The 26,857-nt window shown below is 62.4% G+C and carries 19 protein-coding genes; 15 read left to right on the top strand and 4 right to left on the bottom strand.

Annotation, left to right across the window (positions count from 1 at the left end):
* Positions 1–8 precede the first annotated feature (8 nt).
* From EK373_RS02595 to EK373_RS02585, 3 genes are read left to right on the top strand one after another with little or no spacing between them, the layout of a single operon-like run.
* A complete protein-coding gene (locus EK373_RS02595) occupies positions 9–1,640 on the top strand; it encodes a family 43 glycosylhydrolase (RefSeq protein ID WP_129641183.1) in 1,632 nt (543 codons plus the stop codon).
* Entirely contained in the window at positions 1,637–2,566 is a 930-nt protein-coding gene (locus tag EK373_RS02590) for an alpha/beta hydrolase (protein WP_129641182.1), read from the top strand. Before EK373_RS02595 ends, EK373_RS02590 begins: the two co-directional genes overlap by 4 nt.
* Positions 2,536–4,140 (top strand): carboxylesterase/lipase family protein, encoded by a 1,605-nt coding sequence (locus EK373_RS02585; protein WP_129641181.1) that lies wholly within the window; start codon positions 2,536–2,538, stop codon positions 4,138–4,140. The genes EK373_RS02590 and EK373_RS02585 overlap by 31 nt, the downstream gene beginning before the upstream one ends.
* A 46-nt stretch (positions 4,141–4,186) precedes the next feature.
* On the opposite strand, the gene EK373_RS02580 is transcribed toward EK373_RS02585, so the two are convergent.
* The gene (locus tag EK373_RS02580; RefSeq protein ID WP_129641180.1) at positions 4,187–5,494 is read right to left on the bottom strand and encodes a pectate lyase family protein; all 1,308 of its coding nucleotides are present in this window, start codon (positions 5,492–5,494) and stop codon (positions 4,187–4,189) included.
* Positions 5,495–5,635: 141 nt separating this feature from the next.
* Between EK373_RS02580 and EK373_RS02575 the strand changes: the two genes are divergently transcribed.
* Positions 5,636–6,472, top strand: coding sequence for a 2-keto-4-pentenoate hydratase (locus EK373_RS02575; RefSeq protein ID WP_129641179.1), 837 nt, complete (start codon positions 5,636–5,638; stop codon positions 6,470–6,472).
* A gap of 16 nt (positions 6,473–6,488) precedes the next feature.
* On the opposite strand, the gene EK373_RS02570 is transcribed toward EK373_RS02575, so the two are convergent.
* Complete coding sequence (locus EK373_RS02570) at positions 6,489–7,958, bottom strand: mannitol dehydrogenase family protein (protein ID WP_198683028.1); 1,470 nt, start codon at positions 7,956–7,958, stop codon at positions 6,489–6,491.
* Entirely contained in the window at positions 7,955–9,484 is a 1,530-nt protein-coding gene (locus EK373_RS02565) for a UxaA family hydrolase (RefSeq protein ID WP_198683027.1), read from the bottom strand. Before EK373_RS02565 ends, EK373_RS02570 begins: the two co-directional genes overlap by 4 nt.
* Positions 9,485–9,612: 128 nt before the next feature.
* Between EK373_RS02565 and EK373_RS02560 the strand changes: the two genes are divergently transcribed.
* The 6 genes from EK373_RS02560 (at position 9,613) to EK373_RS02535 (ending at position 18,221) form a co-directional block, all read left to right on the top strand.
* A complete protein-coding gene (locus EK373_RS02560) occupies positions 9,613–10,761 on the top strand; it encodes a LacI family DNA-binding transcriptional regulator (RefSeq protein WP_129641178.1) in 1,149 nt (382 codons plus the stop codon).
* 124 nt (positions 10,762–10,885) lie between these two features.
* On the top strand, positions 10,886–12,298 hold the full coding sequence (uxaC, locus tag EK373_RS02555; RefSeq protein WP_129641177.1) for a glucuronate isomerase: 1,413 nt from the start codon (positions 10,886–10,888) through the stop codon (positions 12,296–12,298).
* Between the two features lie 29 nt (positions 12,299–12,327).
* Positions 12,328–13,179 (top strand): 5-dehydro-4-deoxy-D-glucuronate isomerase, encoded by an 852-nt coding sequence (kduI, locus tag EK373_RS02550; protein WP_116808831.1) that lies wholly within the window; start codon positions 12,328–12,330, stop codon positions 13,177–13,179.
* Between the two features lies 1 nt (position 13,180).
* Positions 13,181–13,945 carry a 2-dehydro-3-deoxy-D-gluconate 5-dehydrogenase KduD gene (gene kduD, locus EK373_RS02545; RefSeq protein ID WP_129641176.1) on the top strand — a complete coding sequence of 255 codons (765 nt, stop codon included), beginning with the start codon at positions 13,181–13,183 and terminating at the stop codon, positions 13,943–13,945.
* Between the two features lie 393 nt (positions 13,946–14,338).
* Positions 14,339–17,038: a hybrid sensor histidine kinase/response regulator gene (locus EK373_RS02540; protein WP_198683026.1), complete on the top strand. Its 2,700-nt coding sequence runs from the start codon at positions 14,339–14,341 to the stop codon at positions 17,036–17,038.
* On the top strand, positions 17,025–18,221 hold the full coding sequence (locus tag EK373_RS02535; RefSeq protein ID WP_161810605.1) for an EAL domain-containing response regulator: 1,197 nt from the start codon (positions 17,025–17,027) through the stop codon (positions 18,219–18,221). Before EK373_RS02540 ends, EK373_RS02535 begins: the two co-directional genes overlap by 14 nt.
* A 60-nt stretch (positions 18,222–18,281) precedes the next feature.
* Here the strand turns inward: EK373_RS02535 and EK373_RS02530 are convergent, their stop codons facing one another.
* A complete protein-coding gene (locus EK373_RS02530) occupies positions 18,282–19,745 on the bottom strand; it encodes a hybrid sensor histidine kinase/response regulator (protein ID WP_129641173.1) in 1,464 nt (487 codons plus the stop codon).
* A gap of 163 nt (positions 19,746–19,908) precedes the next feature.
* On the opposite strand from EK373_RS02530, the gene EK373_RS02525 reads away from it, so the two are divergent.
* From EK373_RS02525 to EK373_RS02505, 5 genes are all read left to right on the top strand, one after another.
* Positions 19,909–20,598 (top strand): response regulator, encoded by a 690-nt coding sequence (locus EK373_RS02525; protein ID WP_198683025.1) that lies wholly within the window; start codon positions 19,909–19,911, stop codon positions 20,596–20,598.
* 291 nt (positions 20,599–20,889) lie between these two features.
* Entirely contained in the window at positions 20,890–22,371 is a 1,482-nt protein-coding gene (locus tag EK373_RS02520; protein ID WP_129641171.1) for a PAS domain-containing sensor histidine kinase, read from the top strand.
* A gap of 62 nt (positions 22,372–22,433) precedes the next feature.
* Complete coding sequence (locus EK373_RS02515; protein ID WP_129641170.1) at positions 22,434–23,156, top strand: response regulator; 723 nt, start codon at positions 22,434–22,436, stop codon at positions 23,154–23,156.
* A gap of 24 nt (positions 23,157–23,180) precedes the next feature.
* Positions 23,181–25,580, top strand: a complete 2,400-nt coding sequence (locus EK373_RS02510; RefSeq protein ID WP_129641169.1) for a PAS domain-containing protein — start codon at positions 23,181–23,183, stop codon at positions 25,578–25,580.
* Positions 25,570–26,745 (top strand): EAL domain-containing response regulator, encoded by a 1,176-nt coding sequence (locus tag EK373_RS02505; RefSeq protein WP_198683024.1) that lies wholly within the window; start codon positions 25,570–25,572, stop codon positions 26,743–26,745. The genes EK373_RS02510 and EK373_RS02505 overlap by 11 nt, the downstream gene beginning before the upstream one ends.
* The last annotated feature ends 112 nt before the right edge of the window (positions 26,746–26,857 follow it).

The raw sequence follows: 26,857 nt of genomic DNA, 5'->3' as shown, positions 1-26,857 counted from the left end.
GAGGGGACATGACAGAAATCAGTCGACGCGAGCTGTTGAGCTCAGCAATTCTGGGCGCGGCAGCGGGAACGATTCCCGTCGCTGCACAAGGTGCGGCCCCCTGTGCGAACGACGAGAAGACGCCGTCGAAGACGTGGCGACGAGGCATCGAGGGACAACGGCAGGCCGATCTGGGCGATGGCACGTTCCTCAATCCCATTGTGGCGGGCGATCACGCCGATCCGACGATTCTCAAGGACGGCGACGATTACTACATGACGTTCTCGTCGTTCGACGCCTATCCGGGCGTCGTGATCTGGCATTCGCGCGACCTGGTGAACTGGCAGCCGGTCGTGGCGGCGCTCACCAAACCGATCGGCTCAGTGTGGGCGTGCGAGCTCATCAAGCATAAGGGCCGCTACTACATCTACATTCCGGCGCGCTGGCCGGATCGCAAGTCGACGTATGTGATTCACGCCGATAACATCCGCGGACCGTGGAGCGATCCCATCGATCTGGATCTGCCGGGTCACATCGATCCCGGTCATGTGGTCGGCGAGGATGGCAAGCGCTATTTGTTTCTAAGCGGCGGCGATCGCGTGCGACTGACCGACGACGGTCTGAAGACCGATGGGCCGGTCGAGCACGTGTACGATCCGTGGCGCTATCCCGAAGACTGGGTGGTCGAAGGCTTCGCGCCCGAAGGCCCGAAGGTCATGCGGCATGGCCAGTACTTCTACATGATCACCGCCGTCGGTGGCACCGCCGGGCCGCCGACCGGGCACATGGTGATCGTCGCCCGCTCCAGATCCATTCACGGTCCGTGGGAGAACGATCCTGCGAATCCCATCGTTCGCACGCATTCAGCCAAAGAAAAATGGTGGTCGCGCGGACATGCCACGCTGGTCGAAGGGCCGGCCGGCGATTGGTGGATGGTTTATCACGGCTACGAGAACGGCTTCTGGACGCTGGGACGCCAGACGCTGCTCGATCCGGTGGAATGGACCAAGGACGGCTGGTTCGGTGCGAAAGGCGGCGATCTGTCTCAACCCATCGCGAAGCCGGCGCAGGGCAAGCCGTCCCCCAACGGCATGCCGTTGTCGGATGATTTCTCCAGCAATCGTTTCGGCGTGCTGTGGGGCTTCTACAATCCGGGCCCGAATGAAATGTCCCGCGTGCAGTACCAGGCCAAGGCGCTACGTGTGACCGGCAAGGGCTCGCAGCCGAATGACTGCTCGCCGATGTCTTTCATTACGCCGGACACCGCCTATCGAGTGACGGTCGATATCGAGCTCGAAGGCGACGCGCAGGCCGGGCTGCTGTTGTTCTACAGCAAGCGTCTGTATTGTGGCCTGGGCTTCGACGCCCGCGGCTTGACCATGCACCGGTACGGCCTGGAGCGTCGTGGCAAGATGCCGCCGGGCGTGGAGCGTCGGCTGCACCTGCAGATCGAAAACGATCGACACATCGTCACGATTCGCCACAGCCTCGACGGCAAGCAGTGGAAGAAGTACGACGTGCAGATGGAAGTCTCGGGCTATCACCACAACGTGGCCGGCGACTTCCTCAGCCTGCGGCCGGCTCTGTATGTGGCGGGGCAGGGCGCGGCAGTGTTTCGTGATATGCGCTATGAGGCGCTGGAGGATTCCGCGAAGTCATGATTTCCAACAAGAGCGTGCTGGGTTGGTTCGGATGGCTGGCTCTGATCACATCAGTCGACGCGGCCGAGCCGCCCGCGCAGCCGTTGTACTCGGGCGATATTCCCGGCGCGATCGCGGCTCCCGACGAGGAGTCGCTGCGCGATCCAAAGGAGCCGTGGCCGTTCCTCCAGAACACCTCTCGTCCCACGATCACGGCATATCGCCCGGCAAAGCAGGATCCGAAGCGAGCCGCGGTTGTCATCCTGCCGGGAGGTGGTTATCGCGGCACGTCGATCCTGAAGGAAGGTTACGACGTGGCGCGCGCCTTCAACGACATGGGCGTCACGGCGTTCGTCGTGAAGTATCGAACGCCCAGCGACAAGCACATGAAGGACAAGCGCACCGGCCCATTGCAGGATGCTCAGCAGGCCGTTGCGACCGTGCGGCGTGATGCGGAGAAATGGCAGATCGATCCGAAGCGCATTGGAGTCATCGGGTTCTCTGCCGGCGGCCATCTCGCTGCCACGACGGGCACGTTGTTCAACAGTCCGGTGCTGTCTCAGTGGAAGAGCGCCGATGTGCGTCCCGATTTTCTGATGCTGATCTATCCCGTCATCACATTCACCGAATCGACCGTGCACTGGGGTTCGCGGCAGCAGCTGTTGGGAACCACGCCATCAAAGGACGATATGAAGCGCTTCTCGGCGGAGTTGTCTGTGACGAGCGAGACACCGCCGACATTCCTGGTCCACGCGGCAGATGACCAGACGGTGCCGGTCGCAAACAGCATTGTTTTCTTCCAGGCATTGCAGGCCCACAAGATTCCTGCGGAGCTCATGATTTATCCGGCCGGCGGTCATGGTTATGGCCTGAACAATGCCACGACCGGCGATCGCTGGATCGATCGTTGCCGGCAATGGCTGCAGAGTCAGGGCTGGATCTCGTGAACCGACGCGAGTTGCTGAGTAGCTCGCTGTTGGCGGCTGGCGGGTTCGGTCTGGCAGCTGTTGTTCACGCGGCTGTTGGCAAGAGCAGCATCCTGCCAACACGGGCAGGCAAAGTCGCGGGCGTCAAAGCGCAGGGCGTGCACGTCTTCAAGGGCATTCCTTACGGTGCCGATACTCGCGCTACACGTTTCCTGCCACCGCAGCTTCCGGTCGCCTGGAAGCAGACGCGAGACGCGTTGCACTACGGCCCGTCTTGTCCACAGCCTGGCTCGCGCGAGCAGATGAGCGAGGACTGCCTGGTTCTCAACGTATGGACGCCGGCGTTGAAAGACGGCGGCAAGCGGCCCGTGATGGTTTATTTCCACGGCGGTGAGTTCAGCAGTGGCTCGGGATCGAGTGCGCTGTACGACGGCACACGGCTGTGTCAACGCGGCGATGTCGTGGTGATCACTGTCAATCATCGCCTGAACGCATTCGGTCATTTGTATCTTGCGCGGCTCGCCGGGCCGAAGTACGCGTCGTCGGGCAACGTCGGCATTCTCGATCTGGTGCAAGCGCTTGCCTGGGTGCGCGATCACGCCGAAGCGATTGGCGGCGATCCACAGCGCATCATGGTGTTCGGCCAGTCGGGCGGGGGCGCAAAGATCGCGACATTGATGGCGATGCCCGCTGCGAAAAGCTCCTTCCACCGAGCCGCGACGATGAGCGGACAGCAGATCACCGCTGCCGGCCCTCGCGGGGCAACTCAGCGTGCGCGGACGATCTTGGAAACATTGAAGATTGCGCCGTCCGACGCCGCGAAGCTCAACGATGTGCCGACCGCCGACCTGGTCGCCGCGACTCGCGCGAACGATCCCTCAATGGTCGGGCGCAATATCTATTTCGGTCCAGTGCTCGATCATTCGGCGCTGCCGCGCCATCCGTTCTATCCGGATGCACCGCCGCTGGCTGCAAGCATTCCGATGATCATCGGCAATACGCTCGACGAGACGCGTGCGTTTCTCGGCAACGAGCCGGGCGTGGAAGATCTGACGTGGGAAGAGCTGCCTGAGCGCCTGCTGCCGCAATTGCACGTGGACATCCAGCCCGAGTACGTCATCGCCGAGTACCGCAAGCTGTATCCGAAATATTCCGCGACGGAAGTGTTCTTTGCCGCGACGACGGCAGGACGATCGTGGCGTGGCGCGGTGATCGAAGCGGAGTTGCGAGCGGCGCAAGGCTCGCCGGCGTATGCGTATCAGCTGAACTATCGGTCACCGCTCGAGAATGGCCGATACGGCGCGATGCACACGATGGATATTCCACTGGTGTTCGACAACATCGCTCAGCCAGGCTCGCTATCGGGCCAAGGTGCGGATGCGCAGCAGACGGCGGATCAGATGAGTGAAGCTTTCATCGCCTTTGCTCGCACTGGCAACCCGGCGCACGCCGGCATTCCCGAGTGGAAGCCGTATGAGCTGCCGTCGCGCGCGACCATGGTGTTCGACGTGAAGTCCCAGCTGGTCAACGATCCTCGAGGCGAGGAGCGGAAGCTGTTTGCGCAGGTGCCCTATATTCAGCGCGGCACGTACTGAGGAAGCCCGCCGCCGGCCCTGAACTCCGAGCCGGCGGCGGACTGTTCTATTTCTTGTCCCGCGGCGTCATATACCGCAGGTCCCAATTCTTCTCATCGAACTTCTGGCGAGTCTCTTTGTACGCGGGATAGCCGCCGACATCATTTTCGCTGTCGATGATTTCGCCGCGGCCTTCGATGGTGTCCGCGACGATGCGTGCATCGACTGGATCGCGATCCCACGGGCGCGCGCCAGCATCACGAATCACAGCATCCTGAACTTCGCCTGCAGCGAGCGGCTGAACGCCAAACGGCAGCGCCGGCTTTGCCATCGGGATGAGCTTTGCCGATGAGTTCGTGTACCGGCCGAACTTGGGCAACTCCTGGCCGGTCCAGTCCACGGCGATGTTGTCGGCTTCGTAATATTCCAGATCGCCCGAGCCACCCAGCATCAACAGCGGCAGATGCGCCGGCGTCGACGGGCCGCCGCGCAGCACATTGCCGATCAGTGCCAGCTTGCCGTTCTGGTATTGCTGGCCGCGCCATTCTTCGGCGATCAAGTTGTAGTGAACCGCTCGCGGCCCTGGGTTGTAGATCAGATTGTTGATCACCATGCCGTGCACGCCGCCTTTGAACAGCGGGTTGCGCTCGTGGTTGTGCGCGTACAGGTTGTTGATGATCAGAATGTCGCTGGCGTTGTCGTGAATCAGCGAGCCTTTGGAATGCTCGCCCTTGGAATGGGTCGAGTGACGCAGTCCTTCGGCAATGATGTTGTTGCTGAACGTGATGGCGTGGGACGTGCCCTTACGCCATTCTTCGACCGTCTTGCCCGTGAAGCGCGGGCCCGACGCCGAGAGATTTTCGTCGACGGCCCAGGTCATGGAGCAGTGGTCAACGATGACGTTGTAAGCCCCGATCGTGGAGAACGCGTCGGGCTCCCAGCCTTTGCGCGGCTCGGCGCCGGCGGACCCGGTGCGCACGCGAATGTGCTGGAGGATCACGTCGTGAGTGAGTACGTCGATGCCGGTGCGAATGATCGTGATGCCCGGGGAGGGCGCGGTTTGTCCCGCGACCGTGAGGAACGGCTCCTTGATCTTGATCTCATGTTTCTGCATGTCGATCACGCCGCCGACTTCGAACACGACGATGCGCGGACCTTTGGTTTCCAGCGCTTCGAGCAGCGAGCCTGGACCGGTGGCATCGAGCGTGGTGACACGGATGATCTTGCCGCCCCGGCCGCCCGGAGTTTGCGCCGCGGCTCCCAAGGCGCCGGGGAACGCCAGCAGATTGTCGGCCGCCGCGAGCGACGTGACTGCGGTTAACAATAAGAGCAGCGAGGCTAATTTAGATCGCAGCGACAACGGCTTGACGAGCATCGGACCCCCTGAGATGGACTTGGTGTGAGCGCCGTGGATTGTAAATGACACCGGTTTCCTATATACAGTTTTTAGCATCTCGCGGGGTCTTTGCGGCCGCCGCTATCGTGAATTTAATGTTTGCAAGAGGAATACTGCGACATGAGTAGCGCGGTGTTGCACGGGTTGCCGGCCGACGGCGCCGAAATGATTGCTGAGCAGTTTGTCCGGGCGCGTCTGGCCGGACAATCGTTAATGCAGTATCCGGGCATCGTGCCTACGACCTTGGCCGATGCATATCGTTGCCAGGAGCTGGCGATCGATCGCTTTCCCGACCAGATCGTCGGTTGGAAAGTCGCGCGCATCGGCGCGGCATTCGCTCAACGCTTTCCCGAAGAGCGTTTGGTCGGGCCGGTGTTCTCGCGGAATCTGCACACCGCTCGGGTCGGTCAGGTCGTGGATTTTCCCGTCATCGAAGGCGGCTTCGGTGCGGTGGAAGCGGAGATCGTGCTGCGTGTGAATGAGGATGCGCCGGCCGATAAGAAGGTCTGGAGCATCGATGAAGCCGCGGAGTTGGTCCGCAGCTTCCACTTAGGTGTTGAAACCGCAGTCAGCCCGCTCGCAACGCTGAACGAGCTCGGGCCGGGCGCCGTGATCTCCGATTTTGGCAACAACTGGGGCGTGATCGTGGGCGCGAGCATTGGCGAATGGCGCTCCATCGAGGAGATCGTCGCGCTGACGTTCATCGATGACGGCTTCGTGGGCCGTGGCACTGCATTCATCCGCCAGGGCGCGCTGGGCGCTTTGGCGTTCGCGCTGAGCAAATGCGCAGAGCGGGGTCGTCCGCTGCGTGCTGGCGATTACATTTCTACTGGCGCTATCACCGGCGTGCACGACATTCGCAGCGGCCAGCAGTCGCGACTGGTGTTCGAAGGTTGTGGCGAAGTCGAATGCCGCGCGGTTCGCGCCGGTCCGTATTTGGCCGGCGCGCCACGTTAATCCTCAGGGCTGATCCTCAAGCCTCGATGCCGTTCAGGGCCTCGCCGAGTTGGGCGGGGCTCTCGACCGCAGACAGTCGCGCATAAGCATTCTCGAGCGCCGCACGGAATGTCACATTCCGCGCCAGATCGGTGTTGAACACCTTCTCCAGGCTGAGGAAGACCGACACATCTGACGCCGCGCCGGTGCATCGCTTGGCAAGTTCGCTCAGCTGAGCTGCCAGCGGATCCATAATCTGACGCTCAGCGTGCGTCATGCGACGAATGAAATGAAACCAAGCCGCGAGCGGCACGCACAGTCGCCCAATCGAACGACCGGCGGCCAGGTTCTCCATGATGGTTGGCAGAATACGGAACGGCAGCTTCTGCGAGCCATCCCACGCGATCTGCGCCAGCAAATGACGGATCGTTGGATTGCGGAATCGGCGTAGCACCGCTTCGATGTATTGATCCAGATCCAATCCTTGCGGCGCCGCCAGCCCCGAACGGATGTTCTCGATCATCATGCGACGGACGAACGTCGCGAGCGCGGTGTCGCCCATCGCCGCAGAAACCGTCTCGTAGCCAGCGAGGCTGCCCGTGTAGGCCAGCGTCGAGTGCGCACCGTTCAATAAACGCAGCTTGGCACGCTCGAAGCCAGCTACGTCATCGGTCACCGTCACGCCAACCGACGCCCAGTCCGGCTGCGGCCCGCGCAGTTTGTTTTCGATCACCCACTGACAGAAGAACTCACGCTGCACCGGCCAGAGATCTTCCACGCCCAGTGCATCTTTCACTCGCGCACGAAGTGCGTCGTCAGTCGCCGGCGTGATGCTGTCCACCATCGTGCAGGGGAAGGTCACTTCTTTCTCGACCCAATCCGCGAGACCGGGATCGCTCGAGCGGACGAACTCGAGCACGGCGCGCCGCAGTCGATGGCCGTTATCCGCGAGGTTATCGCAGCTGATGACGTTGAACGGCTCATGGCCCCGGTCATGGCGCAGGCGCAAGGCACGCGCGAGGAATCCGACAAACGTCTTCGGCGTTTCGGGGTGTTTCAAGTCGTAAGCGATGTCCGGATGAGAGAAGTCGAGGCCGCCTTCCTTGTTCAGGCAGTAACCCTTCTCAGTGATGGTCGCGCTGACGATGTAAGTCGTCGGGGCCACCATGCGATCGAGCACCGCGGCCGGCGACTCCGGCGCCACCAGCACTTCCTTGACCGAGCCGATGACTCGGAACGAGGATTCCGCGTCGAGAATCGCGATGGTGTACAGGCCATCCTGCGGCATGAGCGCGTCACGCACGCCGGTGCTGTGCAAAGAGACCTCGCAAACGCCCCAGCGCGGATCCGTGTGCAGCACATCGTCGAGGTAACAAGCCTGGTGCACGCGATGGAACGCGCCAGGCCCGAAGTGCACGACGCCGATGCTGACGGCTTTGCGATCGTACGCGGGAATCTTCAGGTTGCGGCTGCCTAGAACCGCGACGGAGGCGAGCGATAAAGTCACAGAGTCACACCATCTTTCCAGATTGCAATTTCACGCTGCTCGTTCAGCTCGTTGCGTGCGGGCTGGCCGGACGCGGTGGCGACGATCAGCTGCAGGAACTCGTCGGTCACGGCTTCGGGATCGGCGGCGGTCAGCGCCTTGCCGGCGTCGAAATCGATCCAGTGCGATTTGTGCTGGGCGAGCACGGAGTTCGAGCTGATCTTCAGTGTCGGCACCGGAAAGCCCAGCGGCGTGCCGCGGCCGGTGGTGAACAACAGAATCGTCGCGCCCGCTGCCACCAGCGCCGTCGACGAAACGCCATCGTTGCCGGGCGCTTCGAGCAGCGTCAGTCCAGGCTTGGTCGTGCGCTCACCATAGCGAAGCACCTGGGTGACCGTGGCGTGGCCGCCTTTCTGCACGGCGCCGAGGGATTTCTCTTCCAGCGTCGTGATGCCGCCGGCCTTGTTGCCCGGCGAGGGATTCTCGTGCACCGGCTGGTTGTTGCGCAGGAAGTATTCCTTGAAGTCATTCACGATGGTCACGATGCCATCGAATACCTCGCGACTCGCTGCGCGCTCCATCAACAGCTGTTCGGCTCCGAAGATCTCTGGAATCTCGGTGAGCACCGCCGTGCCACCGGCTTCAGTAACCCGATCGGCGATGCGGCCGACCAGCGGATTCGCCGTGATGCCGCTGAATCCATCGGAGCCGCCGCATTTCAAACCGACAACCAGATCATCCAGGCCGCACGCTACTCGCTGATCCTTTTCGGCGAGTTGCACGAGCTCTTCAACCGCCTGCAAGCCCGCTTCGGTTTCGTCCTCTGTCGCTTGCGCGGCGAAGTAACGAATGCGCGCTTTCTCTGACTCGGGGATCTCACTCAGCAGCTTGGACAGCTGATTCGATTCGCACCCCAGTCCGAGGATCAACACGCCACCCGCATTCGGATGACGCGCCAGGCCGGCAATCAACCGGCGCGTGCGATCGAGATCGCCGCCGAGCTGCGAGCAACCGAACTGATGAGGGAAGGCGACGACGTTATCGACGCGGCCGGCATATTTCTGGGCGGCGAGCCGCGCGATGCGTTCGGCCGTGCGGCCCACACACCCGACGGTGCACAGAATCCAGATCTCGTTGCGCGTGCCGACCTTGCCATTGGCGCGACGATAGCCCAGGAATGAACCTCCTTTGCCTGCCGGTTTGCCGGCCGTCGCTGCGCTCGAGCCGCCAAACTCGTATGCATCGGCGCCGCTCAACAGCGTTTCCAGATTATGGGAGTGAACGTGCGAGCCGACGGCAATGTCGGCCGTTGCTCGACCGATCGGCCAGCCGTACTTGCGGACGACTTGTCCCGCGGACACGGGGCGAATGGCCAGCTTATGTCCACGGGGGATCGCGGCGGTGACCAGCACCGATCGGTCGCCGATCGCAATGGTTTCCTGCGCAGCGAGGTCTCGCAAGGCTACGGCAACGTCGTCTTCGGTCGAGACTCGATAGACGGCCGGGGGCACAGAATTGACAGAAGCGGGCGCGTTCATGGTCTGCATGATGGCACTGATGGGGCAGATCGGGAAACCGGTGTCAGCTGGCGCCAGGTTCTGCTACCGTTACTGCGCTCGAGCCTACGCGCAGGGTATTCTGACGCGGCCCGACCTTAAAGCAGGTTATCTCGTCGATGGCGAAAAAATCGGCCAAAAAAGCGACTCGTCAGCCGACTCCTCCGGCCGCTGCCGTGCGCGCGGTCGCCGAAACGCGGCCCGTCCCCGTTCCCGAAGCGGCTCCGGCCGTGGTGCGCCGGAATCCCGACAAGAAACACACCATCAACGACATTGCCCGGCTGGCGAATGTCTCGAAGAAGACTGTCTCGCGCGTCATCAACGAGTCGCCGTTCGTGCGTGAAGAAACGCGAACGCGCATTGCCGAGATCATTCGGAGTACGGGCTTTACGCCGGATCCACAGGCTCGCGGCCTCGCGTTTCGCCGTTCGTATCTGATCGGTTTGGTTTATGACAACCCGAACGCGCCGTATGTGATCAATGTGCAGGAAGGCGCGCTCGGCGCGCTCCGACGCGTGGGCTACGAGCTGGTGGTACATCCCTGCGATCGCAACAGCCCGGAATTCCTGAGCGATATTCGCCAGCTGGTTGGCCGCCAGAAGCTCGACGGCATGCTGATCCTGCCGCCGGTGTCGGAGAACAATGCGCTGGCTGACATGCTGCGCGAGATCGGTTGTCCCTACATTCGCATCTTGTCGGCCGCGCTCGATGAGCCGCAGAACCTGGTGCAGTCCATGGATCGCCAGTCCGCCGCCGAAGTTGCCGAGCATCTGGCGAAGCTGGGACACACGCGCATCGCCATGATCATCGGCCCGACGAATTATCGTTCTTCGCAAGAGCGTCTCGAGGGTTTCTCGAACGCGCTCGCCGATCGTGGCCTGACGCTGTCTCCCGATTACATCGCAGAGGGCGCGTACACCTTCGAATCCGGCGCAGCTTGCGCCGAAATGCTGTTATCGCGCTCGCCGCGGCCCACCGCGATCTTCGCCGGCAATGACGAGACTGCGGCCGGTGTCTATCGCACGGCCTATCTGCGAGGCCTGCGCATTCCGCACGACCTCACCATCATTGGCTTCGACGACAGTCCACTGGCCTCCCGGCTTTGTCCCTCCCTGACCACCATGAGACAACCGATCCGCGACATGGGACGGTTGGCGGCAGAGAAGCTGATCTCGAAGATTTCGCGCACCGAAGGACCATCGGTCGCCGCCACCACGGTTTTTCCGCATCTGGTGGTGCGCGAGTCGTCCGGCCGTCCGGCCAATTAGGCGGGTCGCGCGCGAATTTTGCGCACGGTTCAGGTTTCCCGAGGAATAGATTGCTGGCGGCGGAACATGACACCGGTTACCATTTGCTACTCTGCCGCTCCCCAAAAGTGAACCGGCATTGCCCATGAGCACACCGTTAAATCTGCACGAAGACCGACTGTTCCCCGCTGACCCGGCTGTCCGACAGATTGCGCGCCGTCTGTACGCGGAAGTCCGCGACCTGCCCATCCTGAGCCCGCACGGCCACACCGATCCGCAGTGGTTCGCCGGCAATGCTCCGTTCGGCAACGCTACCGAGCTGCTGCTGGCGCCGGATCACTATTTGTTTCGTATGTTGTACAGCCAGGGCGTCGACCTGAACGAGCTGGGCGTCGCGTCCCGACGCGGGCCGTCGAATGCCAATCCACGTGAAGCGTGGCGCAAGTTCGCGGCGCATTTTTATCTGTTCAACGGCACGCCGTCGTGGCTGTGGCTGAACTATGTGTTCGCCAAAGTGTTCGATATCAAGGTGCGGCTGGAGCCTTCGACCGCCGATCATTACTTCGATGTCATCGGCGAAAAACTCGCAACGGATGCATTCCGTCCGCGCGCCCTGTTCGAGCGTTTCAACATCGAAGTGCTCGCGACCACCGAATCGCCGGTCGATACGCTCGACCATCATCACAAGATTCAGAGCAGCGGCTGGAAAGGTCGCGTCATCACGGCGTATCGGCCGGATGCCGTGATCGATCCCGAGCACGAGCAGTTCAAGGATGCACTGAAGCGCTTCGCCGAGATTACGGGTGAAGATGTTTACTCGTGGAAAGGTTATCTCAGCGCGCATCGCAAGCGCCGCGCCGATTTCGCCAAGGCCGGTGCGACTTCGACCGACCACGGTCATCCGACTGCCGCCACTGCGGACCTGAGCCCGGTCGAGGCGCAGCGTCTGTTCGAGAAAATCACGTCCGGCAAGTTCACGCCTGCCGATGCCGAGCTGTTCCGCGCGGCCATGCTGGTCGAGATGGCGAAGATGAGCGAGGAAGACGGCCTGGTGATGCAGATCCACCCGGGTGCGTTCCGCAATCACAACCGCTGGTTGTTCGAGACCTTCGGCCGCGACAAGGGCGCGGACATTCCGGAGAAGACCGAGTACGTGCAGGCGCTGCGCCCGTTGCTGGATCGCTTCGGCAACAGCAAGTCGCTCAGCATCATTCTGTTCACGCTGGATGAGACGGTGTACAGCCGCGAGCTCGCGCCGCTCGCCGGTCATTATCCGGCGCTGAAGCTCGGCCCGTCGTGGTGGTTCCACGATAGTCCGGAAGGCATGTTGCGCTTCCGTGAGTACACCACCGAGACCGCGGGTTTTTACAACACCGTCGGTTTCAACGACGACACGCGCGCATTCCTGTCGATTCCGGCTCGCCACGATCTGGCGCGTCGTATCGATTGTGTCTATCTGTCGCGCCTGGTCGCGGAACATCGCATCGATGAAGACGGGGCGGCCCAAGTCGCTCGCGATCTCGCCTATCGGCTGCCGAAGCAGGCTTACAAGCTCTGACGGCGCCGCTCTATTGCAGAGGAACTCACGTGTTCAAGAAAACGTATCACGCCACGCACCCGGACATGATGGCCGGGGCCACCACCGAGCAGCTGCGCGAGCGCTACCTGGTGCAGGATCTGTTCAAAGAGAACCAGATCACGTTGAACTACACGCACTACGAGCGCTTCGTCATTGGCGGCGCGATGGCCGCCGGCCAGGCGTTGAAGCTGCCGGAGCAGACAGAACCGGCGTCCGCAAAGGGCAAACCGTTCCTGGAGCGTCGCGAGCTGGGCGTCGTCAACATCGGCAAGACTGCCGGCAAGGTGACGCTCGACGGCACCGTTTATAACCTCGCGCCCAAGGACGGTTTGTATGTGCCGATGGGCACGAAGGACGTGGTGTTCGAAGCGGCCAAGGCCGGCGAGACTGCCAAGTTCTACCTGGCTTCCACGCCGGCGCACGCACGCTTCGAAGCCGTGCACATCTCGATCGACAAGGCAGTGCCGCTGGAGCGCGGCGCGCTGGAAACATCGAACGAGCGCACGATCTATCAATACATCGTGCCGGCCACCTGCAAGTCCTCGCAGCTGCTGCTGGGCATGACGCTGCTGAAGACCGGCAGCGTGTGGAACACCATGCCGCCGCATCTGCACGATCGTCGTTCGGAAATTTATTTCTATTTCGACCTGGAAGGCGATCAGCAGCGCGTCATGCACTTCATGGGCGAGCCGGACGAGATGCGCAGTCTCGTGATCGGCAACGAAGAGGCCGTGATGTCGCCGCCATGGTCCATCCACATGGGCGCGGGCACTCGCAACTACAGCTTCATCTGGGCCATGGGCGGCGAGAACCTGGACTACACCGACATGAACGTTCTCGACATCTGCCAGCTGCAATAACATGAGCCAACCCGTTTCGTTTTCTCTCGCTGGCAAAGTGGCGCTGGTCACCGGCGCCAACACCGGCCTGGGACAGGGCATCGCCGTCGCGCTGGCGCAAGCCGGCGCCGACATCGTCGGCATCGCCCGCTCCAGCACGGTCGATACCGAAAGAGGCGTCGTTGCCGCCGGCCGCAAATTTCATTCGCTATACGCCGATCTGGAGCGCAGCCATGAAGCGCATCAAGTCGTGGCCCGCGCCATCGACGCGGCCGGTCGGGTCGACATCCTGATCAACAACGCCGGCATCATCCGTCGCAACGACGCGCTGGTGTTCACGGAACAGGATTGGGACGCGGCGCTCAATGTGAATTTGAAGACGCCGTTCTTCCTGGCGCAGGCCGTGGCGCAATCCATGGTGAATGCGGGGCGGGGCGGCAAGATCATCAACATCGCATCGATGCTGTCTTTCCAAGGCGGCATCCGCACGGCGTCCTACACGGCGAGCAAGAGTGGTATCGCAGGCGTGACCCGCTTGTTGGCGAATGAGTGGGCCGGGTATGGCATCAACGTGAATGCCATCGCGCCGGGTTACTTCGAAACAAACAACACGACGGCGCTTCGGGCGGATGAGCAACGGAATAAAGACATCCTGAATCGCATTCCTGCTGGCCGCTGGGGGAAGCCATCGGACTTGGGAGGCGCGGCGGTGTTTCTTTCCTCGGCTGCGTCTGATTACGTGCACGGGACGATTCTTCCGGTCGACGGTGGGTGGCTCGCGCGCTAAGGTTTGAAGAGGCTCAGTGGTTCGCGGAGGCCAGGGCGGGGTAGCTCCTCCGGGCACCGCGCACCCGCCTGCGCACGCTTCGCTCCCGCTATCGCGGGCGCCCTGCTTGTACGTCCCTGTAGCGCTGCTCCGAACGGTCCATGCTTCTCTAAGCTGCCCGGAGGAGCTACCCCACCCTGTCCTCCGCCAGCCGCTAACCCTCCGCGAGCCACCGACCCCTCTTCTCCGCAACCCACCGCCCCTCGGCGTTAGGGGAAACCCTTAACCGGGCATTGACGCGCGCCACAACACACTTTCCCTGCGCGGATTTCTTCAGACTTCCGCACTTGCGGCTGGATGTGGGCCGCTTATGTCACTCATCCGAACTCGCAAGCGGACCGAAACCTTCACTTCATGCCTGTCGCCGACCGCAGCTCAGTCATCGACGCGTCCGTCGCGCTCGATGCCGTCGTTCACGGGATCGCTGTTGCGACCCGGAATGGCGGGCAGGTCGGGCTGACGCAGGTCAACGCGGCGTTCTGCCGGCTGACCGGTTATGAGCGCGACGAGCTCCTGCAGGGCGGCCTGCAGCTGCTCGCCGATCGAACCGGCGACTCGCCGGTTTATCAGCAACTGCGTGAGGCGATCGTCGCCGGCGAGGACTTCACCGCTGAATGGCTGATCCGGTCAGAAGGTGAGCGGATGTCATGGACTCGCGTGAGCACACGCGCCGCCGATTCCAAACAAGTCGTCATCACGCTCGAAGACATCACCGACTACAAGCGCGCTCGCGAATCCTTGCGTGCCAGCGAAGCGCGGCTCGAGTTGGCGATGGAGGCGAGCGAGTTGTCGATGTGGGACTGGAATGTCGAGCAGAACCAGGTTTCCTACAACGATCAGTGGCGCATTTCGCTCGGCGTCGATCCGGGCGAGTTGTTGAAACGCGAGGAATTGAGCGACCGCTTGATGCTGCCGGCCGACGATCACAGCGTGCTCGAGAAGTTCGAGCGCCACTTCCATGGCGGCGCGCCTTACTTCCAAGCCGAATATCGACTGACTGCCCACGACGGCACGCAGAAATGGTTCCTCGGGCACGCCAAAGTTGTGCGCCGTGATGCGGCCGGCAAGGCGCTGCGAGTTATCGGTGTTCTTCGAGACATCTCGCGTAGCAAACAAGATCAACGCACGGCGCATGAAGTCGAGCAGCGCTGGGAACGCGCAATCCGCGGCACGTTGGACGGACTCTATGAATGGGATCTGCTAACGGGCCACGTCTGGTACGCGAGCCGCTTCCGCGACATCATCGGCTGCGCGGACGTGAACTTCGCCAACACCTTTCAGGCATTCCAGAACGTCTTGCACGCGGAAGATCGAGTCGGCGTTCTTAGTAAGATCCGCGCGCATCTGGAAAATCAAAGCAGGCTCGATACCCGCTGCCGCGTCGTCACTCGCAAAGGAAATATTGTCTGGTGTCGCTTGAGAGGCGAAGCGGAGCGTGATGCCTCCGGCCGGCCGACGCGGCTCGCAGGCTCGCTCAGTGACATCAGCGCGCAGATCGATGCGGAAAAGGCGCTGAGTCGCAGCCAGGATTTCTACGGCACCGTGTTGGACTCGCTGCCGTTGTTCGTTGCGTATGCGGATCGCGACGAGCGTATCGTCTACGCCAATCGTATCTTCCAGCAGTTCTTCGCGACCCCGCTGGCCGACTCTCGCGGACGTGTCATCAAAGACGTGATCGGCGATCGGCGCTATGGCGCGATCGGCCCCTACGTGCGCGAAGCTCTGCAAGGCAAGACGCTCGAAGGTCAGGGGCGTTATCGAGATGCGAGCGGCAAGCAGGTCGATCTGGAAGCCGCGTTCATTCCTCACTACGACGACAACGGCGAGCTGCAAGGTTGTTTCGTCGCCGCCCGTGACATCACCGAGAAACGTTTGCTCGAAGCCGAGCTGCGGCAGAGTCAGAAGATGGAAGCGGTGGGCCGCCTCACCGGCGGCATTGCGCACGACTTCAACAATTTGCTCTCGGTCATCGTCGGCAATATGCAGTTGCTGACGCGCTCGTTGCAGCAGACACCGCGTTTGTTGCGACAAGCGGAGACTGCGCTGAACGCAGCGGTGCGCGGCGGCGAGTTGATCAAACGATTGCTGGCGTTCGCGCGCCAACAGGTGCTGGAGCCGAGGACCGTCGATCTGAATGTGTTGATCGGCGGGATGTACGAATTGCTGCGTCGCTCGCTGACAGGCGATATCGAGATCCACATTCAGCTGGGCGCGGATACGTGGTTCACGCGAGCCGATCCCGGGCAGCTGGAGAATGCAGTGCTCAACCTGGTGATCAATGCTCGCGATGCGATGCCCAGCGGCGGAGCAATTACCATCGCGACTCGAAATGTGATTATCGGCGCGGACCGACAACCCCGTGAAGATGGTCTGACGCCCGGAGAGTACGCGCTGGTCGAAGTCGCCGACACCGGAGCGGGCATGTCCGCCGAGACGCTGAAGCGGGTCTTCGAGCCGTTCTTCACGACCAAAGAAGTGGGGAAGGGCAGCGGCCTGGGCCTGTCGATGGTATATGGCTTCGTGAAGCAGTCCGGCGGTCACGTGCACATCACCAGCGTTCTGCAACAGGGCACGACCGTACGGTTGTATTTTCCACGGTCGCAAGCGGGTGCCGATGAGACCCAGGCCGAAGGCACCGAGCAAGCCGACCTGCCGCGCGGCCATGAAACAATCCTCGTAGTGGAGGACAATGCCGAGGTGCGGGGGACTACGGTTGAAATTCTTACCAGCCTCGGCTATCGAGTGCACGAGGCTGCTAACGGGCATCAGGCTCTGGAGCGATTCATGCGACATCCGGATATCGCGCTGGTGTTCACGGACATCATGTTGCCTGGCGGCCTGCTCGGCCCGCAGCTGGTGGAAAAGCTCACCGAGCGGCGCGCCGAATTGAAAGTGCTGCTGACCTCGGGCTTCAGCGACAGCAGCCTGATGCACCGAAGTCTGCTCGACGGCTCGGTCGAACTGCTGCCCAAGCCGTATCAATTAGAAGAGCTGGCGCGCCGCGTGCGCGCCCTGCTGGATGGCAAAGAGGAGAACAAGCGTGTTCCGGCGTGAGAGGAATTTGTTACTGGCGGTCGATGACGAAGCGGACTTCCTGGAGCTGATCGAGCAGATCGGCAAGGGTGTCGGCTGCACTGTCATCACGGCCGACAGCGCGGCCAGCTTCCGCGAGCAATTGTCTCAGCGGCAGCCCGCTTTGATCCTGCTCGATCTGCAAATGCCGGGCATGGACGGCATCGAGGCGCTGCGCTACCTGGCGCGCCAGAATGTGACTTCCGGAATCCTGCTGGCGAGCGGCATGGATCAGCGAGTGCTCGCGAGTGCGCGGCAGCTCGGCGAGTCGCTGGGATTGAAGATGCTTGGCACGCTGCAGAAGCCGGCGATGCTGGAAGACATCGAGACGCTGCTGGCCAAACATCTCGAGCCCAGCTCGCGCATTTCGGTCGAAGAGCTGCGGACGGCAATCGACGAGCACGAGCTCATCGTCCACTACCAGCCGAAGGTCGTGCGCTCGGCCAACGATTGGCACGTGCGCAGCGCCGAGGCGCTGGTGCGCTGGCGTCATCCGCGGTTGGGATTGTTATATCCGGGCGAATTCCTGCCGCTGGCGGAACAGTCCGGGCTGATCGTCGATCTCACCGATTTCGTGCTCACCGATGCGATTCGTCAGATCGGCCACTGGGGCACGCGCGGCCTGGATCTCGGCGCGGCCGTGAACCTGTCGCCGCGACTGGTGCAGGATCTGGAGTTCCCGGAGCGTTTGTCGCGCGTGCTGCGGGAGTTCGAGGTGCGCCCCGAACAGCTCACGTTGGAAGTGACGGAAGCCGCGTCGGTCGACGATCCGGAACTGGTGATGGACATCTTCACGCGGCTGCGTGTGAAGGGCGTCGGTTTGTCGCTCGATGACTTCGGCATCGGCACGTCATCGCTGACGTTGCTCTACAAGATGCCGTTCAGCGAAGTGAAGATCGACGGCCTGTTGATCTCCGAGATCGCGCAGAGCAAGGCCGCTGCCACGGTCGTGCGCGCCATCGTCGAGCTGGCGCACAACCTGTCACTCACGGCGTGCGCCGAAGGGATCGAGAACTCGCCGTCGTTCGAGTTCCTGGAGCAGTGTGGCTGCGACGCTCTGCAGGGCGACTTCATCGCGCCCTCGATGCCGGCGTCGGAGATCGAATCGTTCATCGACGTGTGGAACGGCGCGGACCATACGCTCGTGCCGGTCGTCCGGAAGTAGTTAGCCGTTAGGAGTTGGAGGTTGGTCAGAGAGCTCTCTGGCTAACCGTCCACCACCAACCTAACCACTGGCTGCCAGGCGCTTCTTATCCTTAGATTGCCGCAGCAGATGTAACGGCGCCGTCAGCATAATCCTCGTGCCCTCGCCCGGCTCGTCGAAACTGATCGAGCCGCCGAGCATGCGCGCGCGGTATTCCATGATCTTCAAGCCCATGCCGGGACGGCCCTGCGCGAGGCCGGCGCTCAGGCCGATGCCGTTGTCGGCAATGGAGAGCTGCAGCTTGCGGCCGGTCGAGCGCAGATCGATGTTGATCGACGTGGCGCGCGCGTAGCGGGCTGCATTCGTCGACGCTTCCTGCGCGATTCGATACAGATGAGTCGCGGCGCCTTCTTCGAGATCGGGCAGCTTCTGCCCGCCCGTCGTGAAGGTGCACTCCATGCTGTACATGTCCGTGCAGCGAGCCACGAGATGCTTGAGCGCCTCGGGCAAGCCGCCGCGTTCGAGATTGACCGGCGCCAGGCCGCGCGCCAGTGAGCGCGTGCTTTGAATCGCTCGCGCCAGCAGATCGGTGATCTTCGTGACCTGCGCCGAGTACTGCGGCGACTCTCGCGTCATCTGCATCTCGAGGCCTTTCATCAGCAGCGACAGGCCGGTGAGCTCCTGGCCCAGGCCGTCGTGCAGATCGCTGCCGAGACGGCGCTGCTCGCGATTGGAGATTTCCAGGATCTCCTGCTCCAGCTCTTTGCGTTGAGTAACTTCCTGCACGGTGCAGACGAGGCCGGAGACAGTGCCATGATCTCGCAACGGGACGTGCGTGATCGTGAACCAGCGGACCGAGCCGTCGAGCCCGATCCACGCGCGCTCCTGATCGGTCAGCGGGCGCCCGGTGCGCATGGTCGTTGCGGCTTGCCCTTCGATGTCGACCACACTTTCCTCGGTCCACAACTCCGACAGGCGACGACCGAGGACTTCCTCGCGCTTCTTGTTCAACGATTCGAGCAGCGCGCGATTGACGACGGTCACCCGATTCTCGGTGTCCACCGCATAAATGATTTCGGGCAGGCTATCGATGAGCGTGCTGAGCAGGACGCGTTGCTCCTCCAGCGCGGTCTGCGCCAGCCGCCGCTCGCGACGAACGCGCGCTTCGGACAGTGCACGATTTACGACCATCGGCAGGCGCTGCAGTCGATCCTTCAGTACGTAGTCAGTGGCGCCACTCTTGAGCGCTTCGATCGCGCGCTCTTCGCCGAGCGAGCCGGACACGAAAATAAAGGGAATGTCGGCCGATCGCTCCAGCACGATGCGCAGGGCCGCGAGACCGTCGAAGCCGGGCAGCGTGTAGTCGGCCAGCACCAAATCGGGTGGCGTGCCTGCGAGCGCCGCGCGAAAATCGCTTTCCGACACCACGTGACGCCACGTAATGTCGAGATCGTTCCTCGCTAGCTGCAATTGAATCAGCTCGGCATCGTTGGGATCGTCCTCCAGCAGGACGAAGTGCAGCGGTTCTGTTGAGGCCTTTTTCATATCGGTGGTGCCCAATTTGTACACGGGCGCGCCGGGAGTGAACGTATCACCCTGAGGGCACTGTGGAAAATGGGGATTGCTGCGGCCTTGTCCAACCCCAAGATTGAAGGTAGAGGATACGCGCGCCCCGCTTGGGCCATCGCGAGATTAAAGAGGAATGACCATGGCCGATCCAACAAGGATCCTGATCGTTGATGACCATCCATTTGTGCGCGAGGGGTTGAAGCAACTGCTGGCAGGGCAGAGCGAATTCGTCTTGCAGGGAGAAGCTGCCTCGGTGCAGGCCGCGCAAACCGCCATCGCCGGCGAAGAACCCGACGTGGCGGTAGTCGATCTGGCGCTGGGCCCGGACGACGGCATCGAACTGGTGCGCTGGATTCGCAGTGATCATCCCAATGTCCGTGTGCTGGTGCTGTCGATGCAGGACGAAGCGCTCTACGCCGAGCGCCTGCTCCGCCTCGGCGTCAGTGGTTATGTAATGAAGAACGTCGCCGGCACGGATTTCCTCGGCGCCTTACGCAAGGTTGCACGTGGCCAGCGGCATGTCAGTTCTGCCATGGGCGAGCGCTTGCTCAGCCAGGTCGCGCGCGGTCGCTCGCCCGCGGCCGATGAAGATCCGGTCTCAGCATTAACCGATCGTGAGCTGGAAGTGTTTCGCCTGATCGGTGAAGGCATCAGCACCCGTGAAATTTCGCAACGGCTCGATCTGTCGATGAAGACGGTCGACGCGCACCGTCGTCACATGCGCGAGAAGTTGAATCTGCGCTCCACCAGCGAGCTGATCCGCTACGCCACGCAATGGGTGTCGGATCGAGGCGGTGCTACCGACGCAGCCCCTAGTGGAACCCACTGAGTAAAACTACTAACGACCGTCCAGCGAGTGTGACACGCGTCACACTCGCTGTGTTCCCTAAAGCGTACGGTGTACGCGGCGCGACATATAAGTAATTGCCTAGCTTGGATTTATCTACCAAGCGAGAAACACGCCACAGTCCCGGTAAAGACGCTCACACCGCGTGCGACATTAGGGGAGTGGCTGATATCCCCTACAACGCCTCTACAACACCATGCTGCCCATATCCGCGGCAGCCACTCCTGCCAGCGATGCGTTCTGCCATTGTCGCCCCGCAGGGAACAGCACGGCTTGAATACTGCGAAAACATACGATCTTCCGCTCGCCGGCGCCTCGCCGGTCGAGACCGGGCTGCGTACGACGCTGCAAACGGACACGATGCGGCAGCTCGTCGGCGCGGTTGCCGAATTCGTGTTCGTGGTCGATCGAGCCCTGCGCGTCATCGTCGCCAATCGCGGCATCGGCGAGCGTTCGGCCAAGCAGCTCGAAGGCGCGCTCGTTACCGATTTGTTCCCACAGAGCCTGCACGCGCGCGCCTTGTCGACGCTGCACCGAGTGCTCGCCAACGGTCAGGTCGATGGCTACGTCGCCGAGATCGAGGGCAACGATGGGCAGTCACGCCATTTCGACGTGCGCGTGAGCCCGATTCGCGACGAGCAGAAAATCGTCGCGCTGGCGGTCGTGACCACCGAAACCACCGAGCAAGTGCGGGCCGAGCGCGCTATTGCGACTCAGGCTCGCATGATCGAATCGATGCTCGAAGGCGTCGCCGTGATCAACGAGCAGGGCGTCATCGAGATCACCAATCCGGCCTTCGACATGTTGTTCAGCTATCGTCGTGGCGAGCTCATCGGCCGCAATATGGCGCAGCTCGCCGGCTGGCCGTTCGAGCAGCCGGAGCGTTGGCAACCGCTGTCAGCGAAACAGGGCCGTTCCATGCAGGTCGAGTTCGACGGTCGTCGTGCCGACGACACGCACTTCGCTGCGCTCGGCGTGCTGTCGCGCTTCGAAGTCGCGGGCCGCAATCACAGCCTGCTGGTGCTTCAGGATGTCAGTGAGCGCAAGCAGCTGGAGCGCGCGATCCTGCAAGCGGTGAGTCGCGAGCAATATCGCATTGGTAATGATCTACACGATGGCCTGGGTCAGGAGTTGACCGGCATTGCGCTGATGTTGCGCGGCCTGGCCGGCCGACTGACCACGGAATACCCGTCGATTCTGCCGGAAATCGAAGGCATTACCCGGCTGGTGAACAGCTCCATCGAGAGCACCCGCGCGCTGGCGCGTGGTCTGTCGCCGGTCAATCTGGAACGCGGCGGTCTGTCCGACGCGCTCGAAGGCCTGGCGATGCACGCGCAGGAGCTTTATGGGGTCGACGTCACTTGTACTCATCGTGTGAAGACGATTCGCCCGCTGAGCACTGAATTGGCCAATCATCTGTATCGAATTGCGCAGGAAGCGGTTCGCAACGCGGTCCGCCACGGTCAGGCGCGGTCTATACGACTGCATTTACACGGGGCCCGCGCTAAGGTTCGGCTGACGGTAACTGACGACGGCATTGGCATGCCGGCCGACGCGGTGGACGCAGCAGGCATGGGCCTGAAGATCATGCGTTACCGCGCACGGATCCTGGGCGGCGAAGTTCGTTTCGAGCGGGGCGCGCCGGATAGTTCTTCCGAACAGAGCCGGCCCGGCACACGCATCGTTTGCGAATGTCCGCTCGAGCCCGCCGCCGATGCCGCCAAGGCGCGTCGTCCCCGTAAGCGCGCCAGCTGAACGAGGTTGTCGAAAGGGCTTGGCCGCTTTCGACCCGAGGAAATTTTCTAGGAGTGAGTGCAATGAGCGTTGGGCCTTCTCTGTTCAAACCGGCACATAAGCCCCCCGGTGTGTCCAAGGACCAGAAGCGCCGCGTGCTGATCGTCGACGACCATCCCATCGTGCGTCAGGGACTGCGGCGATTGATCGAGGCGGAGGCGGATCTGGAAGTGTGCGGTGAGGCCGAGACGGCCCGCGAAGCAAAGTCGATGATTCGCGAGCAGGAGCCGGATGCCGTGATCGTGGACGTGTCGCTCAAGCAGGGCGACGGCCTGGAATTGGTGAAGGACGCGCGCGCTCATTATCCGGCGCTGCCTCTGCTGGTGTTGTCCATGCACGACGAAGCGATCTATGCGGAGCGCATGCTGTCGGCGGGCGCGAATGGTTACATCATGAAACAGGCGGCCTCGGACCAGTTCCTGATCGCGCTCCGGCGCGTGCTCGATGGCGGCATCTATGTGAGCGAAGCCGTCGGCAACAGCATGATCGAGAAGTTCGCCTCGGGTGGGGCGTACATCTCGTCGAATCCGGTCGACAGCCTGACCAATCGTGAGTTGCAGGTGCTGCACATGATCGGCAAGGGCCTGTCGACCCGACAGACCGCAGAAGCCTTGAATCTCAGCGTGAAGACCGTGGAGTCGCATCGTCAACGCATCAAGCGCAAGCTCTCGTTGCGCACTTCGGCCCAACTGATGCAATACGCGGTCAACTGGTATGCCGGGAGGGAGCCGGGCGCGAAGCCTTAAGAGCTCGCGCACGACCGCGCAATAATGAACTCATTGCAAGGACTGCTCGGCGGGAATCTCGTCAGCCTGGCCGTGGGCGTCGCCCTCGGCCTGGTGCCGGCGATTATTTCCCTCGCGTTGCTGGGCAAGCTCCGCAGCCGGCTGCGCCGCCGCCACGCCCAACTCACTGCCGCCAATCGACGCAATCAATCGATCGTCGAGGGCTCGGGCGAGGGTGTGCTCGAGCTCGATAACGTCGGTCACGTCCGTTACGCCAATCCGGCGGCGGCGAAGATGCTCGGTTACGAGACCGAGGAGCTGACCGGCCTCGACTATCGCGTGCTCATCAATACTCAAGAGGACGGCGATTCGCGCACGGATCCGGTCCGTCGCGTGCGTTACACGACCGACATCATGCGCGGCGTCGGCGCGTTGTTGCGCCGGAAAAACGGCACCTTCCGTCCGGTCGAATACAAAATCCTGCCGGTGACCGAAGAAGGCGCGTCGGTCGGCACCGTGCTGGTGTTTCGTGACATCGGCGAGCGCGTACGGCTCGACAACCTGCTCAAGGACATGCAGGCCACCGCCAAGATCGGCGGCTGGGAATACGACGTCACCAGCAAACAATTGCACTGGACCGAGGCGCTGTACGCCATCCACGACCTGCCGGTCGGGCACCTGATCGATGTCGAAGCGCACCGTGCCTTCTTTCATCCCGAAGACCGCTTGAAGATGCAGAGCGCCGAGCGCATGGCCATCGATGCCGGCCTGCCGTCCGATCTGCTGTTACGAATGACCAGCGCGCGCGGCCGCCAGCTGTGGGTGAGAAGCATCGTCAAAGCCGAGCGTCGCGGCGGCAACACAGTGCGTCTGCACGGCACGATCCAGGACGTAACCGACCTGGTCAGCGCCGAGCGCAAGCTGCGCGAGACGCGCGATTTCTTCGAGCTCACCTTGAACGCCGTGCCGACGCCGGTGACCTACGTCAACTCGAGCATGATCGTCACGTACGTCAACAAGGCGCTCGAAGAATGGGTCGCACAGCCCGCCGATGCGGTGCTCGGCCGGCCGTTACGCGACAGCATCAGCGACGAGCAGTTCGCCGAAGTCGATCCGCTGATCAAGAAAGTCATGGCCGGCGAATTCGTCCGCGTCACGCAGAGTGGCGTGCGCAACGGCCGCCATCGCGAATGGCAGAACCATTTCGTGCCGCAGACCGGCCCGAACGGCGAAGTGCTCGGCTTCTTCTCCATCGTCCACGACCTCACCGAGCAGAAGCGTCTCGAAGGGCGCCTCATGCAGGCGCAGAAGATGGAAGCGATCGGCCAGCTCACCGGCGGCATCGCGCACGACTTCAACAATCTGCTCGGCGTGGTCATCGGCAACTTGCAGTTGCTCGATCGCAGCGTCGCCGAGACGCCGACCCTGGCGAGAAAAGTTCACACAGCCATGCGTGCCGCTGCGCGTGGCGCCGATCTCACGCGTCGTTTGCTCGCCTTCGCGCGTCGGCAGATCCTCGAGCCGGCGGTGCTCGATTTGAATCGTCAGCTGTCGGGCTTGAGCGAGCTGGTCCAGCGCACCATTGGCGAATCCATCGAAGTGCGTATGATTCAGGCTCATGATCTGTGGCACACCAGCGCCGATCCGGGCCAGTTCGAGAACGCGATCTTGAATCTTGCCATCAATGCGCGCGACGCCATGCCTCAGGGCGGCCGCCTCACGGTGCGCACTCAGAACGTCACGCTGGACGCCAAATTCTGCGCCGAGTATCCGTCGATCGAGCCGGGCGACTTCGTCGCCATCAGCGTCAACGACAACGGCGTCGGCATGGAAGCGGAAGTGCTCAAGCGCGTGTTCGAGCCGTTCTTCACGACCAAGGAATCGGGCAAGGGCAGCGGCCTGGGCCTGGCGATGGTCCACAGCTTCGCCGAGCAGGCCGGCGGCATCGCCACCATCGAAAGCACGGTGGGCATCGGCACGACGGTGTCCATCTTCCTGCCGCGCTCGCAGGAGGAACAATCGGCTCGCGAAGACACGATCGTCACGCGGGCTGCGCCGGGCGGCACCGAGACCATTCTGGTGGTCGAGGACGACGCCGACCTGCGCGACACCGTCGTGACCGCACTGACTCAGCTTGGTTATCGCGCGCTCGCTGCTGCCAATGGCGCGGCGGCCGTGCGCATTCTTTCCGGACCGGAACGCATCGATCTGTTGTTCACCGATGTGATGATGCCCGGCGGCATGCTCGGGCCGGCGCTGGCCAAGCGCGCGCGTGAATTGCGCCCGGACATCGATGTGCTCTTTACTACTGGCTATGCCGACAACGCCGTGCTCGCGGGGACTGCGGGGCTCACGTCGTCGGATGTAATCCATAAACCCTATCGCAACGAAGATCTGGCTATGCGGATTCGCCATGTCCTCGATAGGGAGGCTCGTGTCGCCTGATCAATCCAACAAACTGCTGGTCATCGACGATCAGCCCGACCTCTGCGAGTTCATCTCGGAGGCTGCGGCCGGTCTTGGCTTCGAATCCAAGGGTGTCACCGATCCGGAAGCGTTCCGACGCGCCGTGCAGGAGTTCCAGCCCTCGGTCGTAGTGCTCGATCTGCAGATGCCCGGCGCCGATGGCATCGAGCTGTTGCGTTATCTGGGCGAGCGCGGCAGCAAGGCGCAGATTCTGGTCGCCAGCGGCATGGATCAGCGCGTGCTGCAGACGGCTCAACAGATCGGCAAGGCCCATGGCCTGCAGATGTTGGGCGCGCTTCAAAAGCCGATCCTGCTCGCGGATCTCGAAGCGACGCTGCGCCAATGTTTGAGCAGCGATACGCCGATCAGCGCCGCGGCGCTGACCGCCGCGCTCGATAAGCGCGAAATCATCGTTCACTACCAGCCCAAGGCGACGCGTCTCGCGCCCAATCGCTGGATCGTCGAAGGCGTCGAAGCGCTGGCGCGCTGGAATCATCCGTCGCTGGGCTTCGTGTCGCCGGTGCGTTTCATTCCTCTGGCCGAGAAGAACGGCCTGATCCGCCGGCTCACCGAGCAGGTGCTGGAAACGGCGCTGTCGCAATGCCGGGCCTGGGATGCCGTTGGCCTGCAGTTATCGGTGGCGATCAATCTCTCCCCACAGCTGTTGAACGACCTCGCGTTCCCCGATCAGGTCGCCCGCATGGCGACGCAGGTCGGCGCCGATGCACGACGCATTATTTTCGAAGTGACCGAGAGCGCAGCCATGTTCGATCCGGGCACGACCATGGACGTGCTCACCCGCATGCGCGTGAAGAACTTCGGCCTGTCCATCGATGACTTCGGCACGGGCTATTCGTCCCTGAAACAGCTGTATCTGATGCCGTTCAGCGAGCTGAAAATCGACACCTCCTTCGTCCGGGACGTGTTTGCTCACGAAGACGCGAGGACGATGGTCGAGACCATGGTGCTGCTCGCTCACAAGCTGCGCTTGACGGCCTGCGCCGAGGGTGTCGAATCCCAGGAAGTCCTCGACTTCCTCGACTCGGTCGGCTGCGACCGCGCCCAGGGCTACTTCATCGGCCGTCCCATGGCCGGCACGGCCCTGGAAATCGCCGTCCGCGAGTGGAACAGCAAGCAGAAATGACCCGCGCCGGCAGCCTCCATGCCGGCGGATTCTGACAAAACCCATTACTGTTAAGCTCTTACTCAGGTAATCAACCGACTACCCCTGAGTTAAACCTTCCGGGTACGCGCCG

The sequence above is a fragment of the Peristeroidobacter agariperforans genome, assembly GCF_004138335.1.
GTDB lineage: Bacteria > Pseudomonadota > Gammaproteobacteria > Steroidobacterales > Steroidobacteraceae > Steroidobacter > Steroidobacter agariperforans.
Note: the sequence above shows the minus strand (reverse complement) of the source record. Positions and strands in the feature narration are given on the sequence as shown.

What these genes read in the sequence shown, in the direction of transcription:
- EK373_RS02575 (WP_129641179.1), top strand. Translation starts at nt 5,636, where the DNA reads ATGAGTAGCGCGGTGTTGCACGGGTTGCCGGCCGACGGCGCCGAAATG.
- EK373_RS02540 (WP_198683026.1), top strand. Translation starts at nt 14,339, where the DNA reads ATGCCTGTCGCCGACCGCAGCTCAGTCATCGACGCGTCCGTCGCGCTC.
- uxaC (WP_129641177.1), top strand. Translation starts at nt 10,886, where the DNA reads ATGAGCACACCGTTAAATCTGCACGAAGACCGACTGTTCCCCGCTGAC.
- EK373_RS02530 (WP_129641173.1), bottom strand. Translation starts at nt 19,745, where the DNA reads ATGAAAAAGGCCTCAACAGAACCGCTGCACTTCGTCCTGCTGGAGGAC.
- EK373_RS02580 (WP_129641180.1), bottom strand. Translation starts at nt 5,494, where the DNA reads ATGCTCGTCAAGCCGTTGTCGCTGCGATCTAAATTAGCCTCGCTGCTC.
- EK373_RS02515 (WP_129641170.1), top strand. Translation starts at nt 22,434, where the DNA reads ATGAGCGTTGGGCCTTCTCTGTTCAAACCGGCACATAAGCCCCCCGGT.
- EK373_RS02525 (WP_198683025.1), top strand. Translation starts at nt 19,909, where the DNA reads ATGGCCGATCCAACAAGGATCCTGATCGTTGATGACCATCCATTTGTG.
- EK373_RS02560 (WP_129641178.1), top strand. Translation starts at nt 9,613, where the DNA reads ATGGCGAAAAAATCGGCCAAAAAAGCGACTCGTCAGCCGACTCCTCCG.
- kduD (WP_129641176.1), top strand. Translation starts at nt 13,181, where the DNA reads ATGAGCCAACCCGTTTCGTTTTCTCTCGCTGGCAAAGTGGCGCTGGTC.
- EK373_RS02510 (WP_129641169.1), top strand. Translation starts at nt 23,181, where the DNA reads ATGAACTCATTGCAAGGACTGCTCGGCGGGAATCTCGTCAGCCTGGCC.
- EK373_RS02565 (WP_198683027.1), bottom strand. Translation starts at nt 9,484, where the DNA reads ATGCAGACCATGAACGCGCCCGCTTCTGTCAATTCTGTGCCCCCGGCC.
- EK373_RS02595 (WP_129641183.1), top strand. Translation starts at nt 9, where the DNA reads ATGACAGAAATCAGTCGACGCGAGCTGTTGAGCTCAGCAATTCTGGGC.
- EK373_RS02590 (WP_129641182.1), top strand. Translation starts at nt 1,637, where the DNA reads ATGATTTCCAACAAGAGCGTGCTGGGTTGGTTCGGATGGCTGGCTCTG.
- EK373_RS02585 (WP_129641181.1), top strand. Translation starts at nt 2,536, where the DNA reads ATGGCTGCAGAGTCAGGGCTGGATCTCGTGAACCGACGCGAGTTGCTG.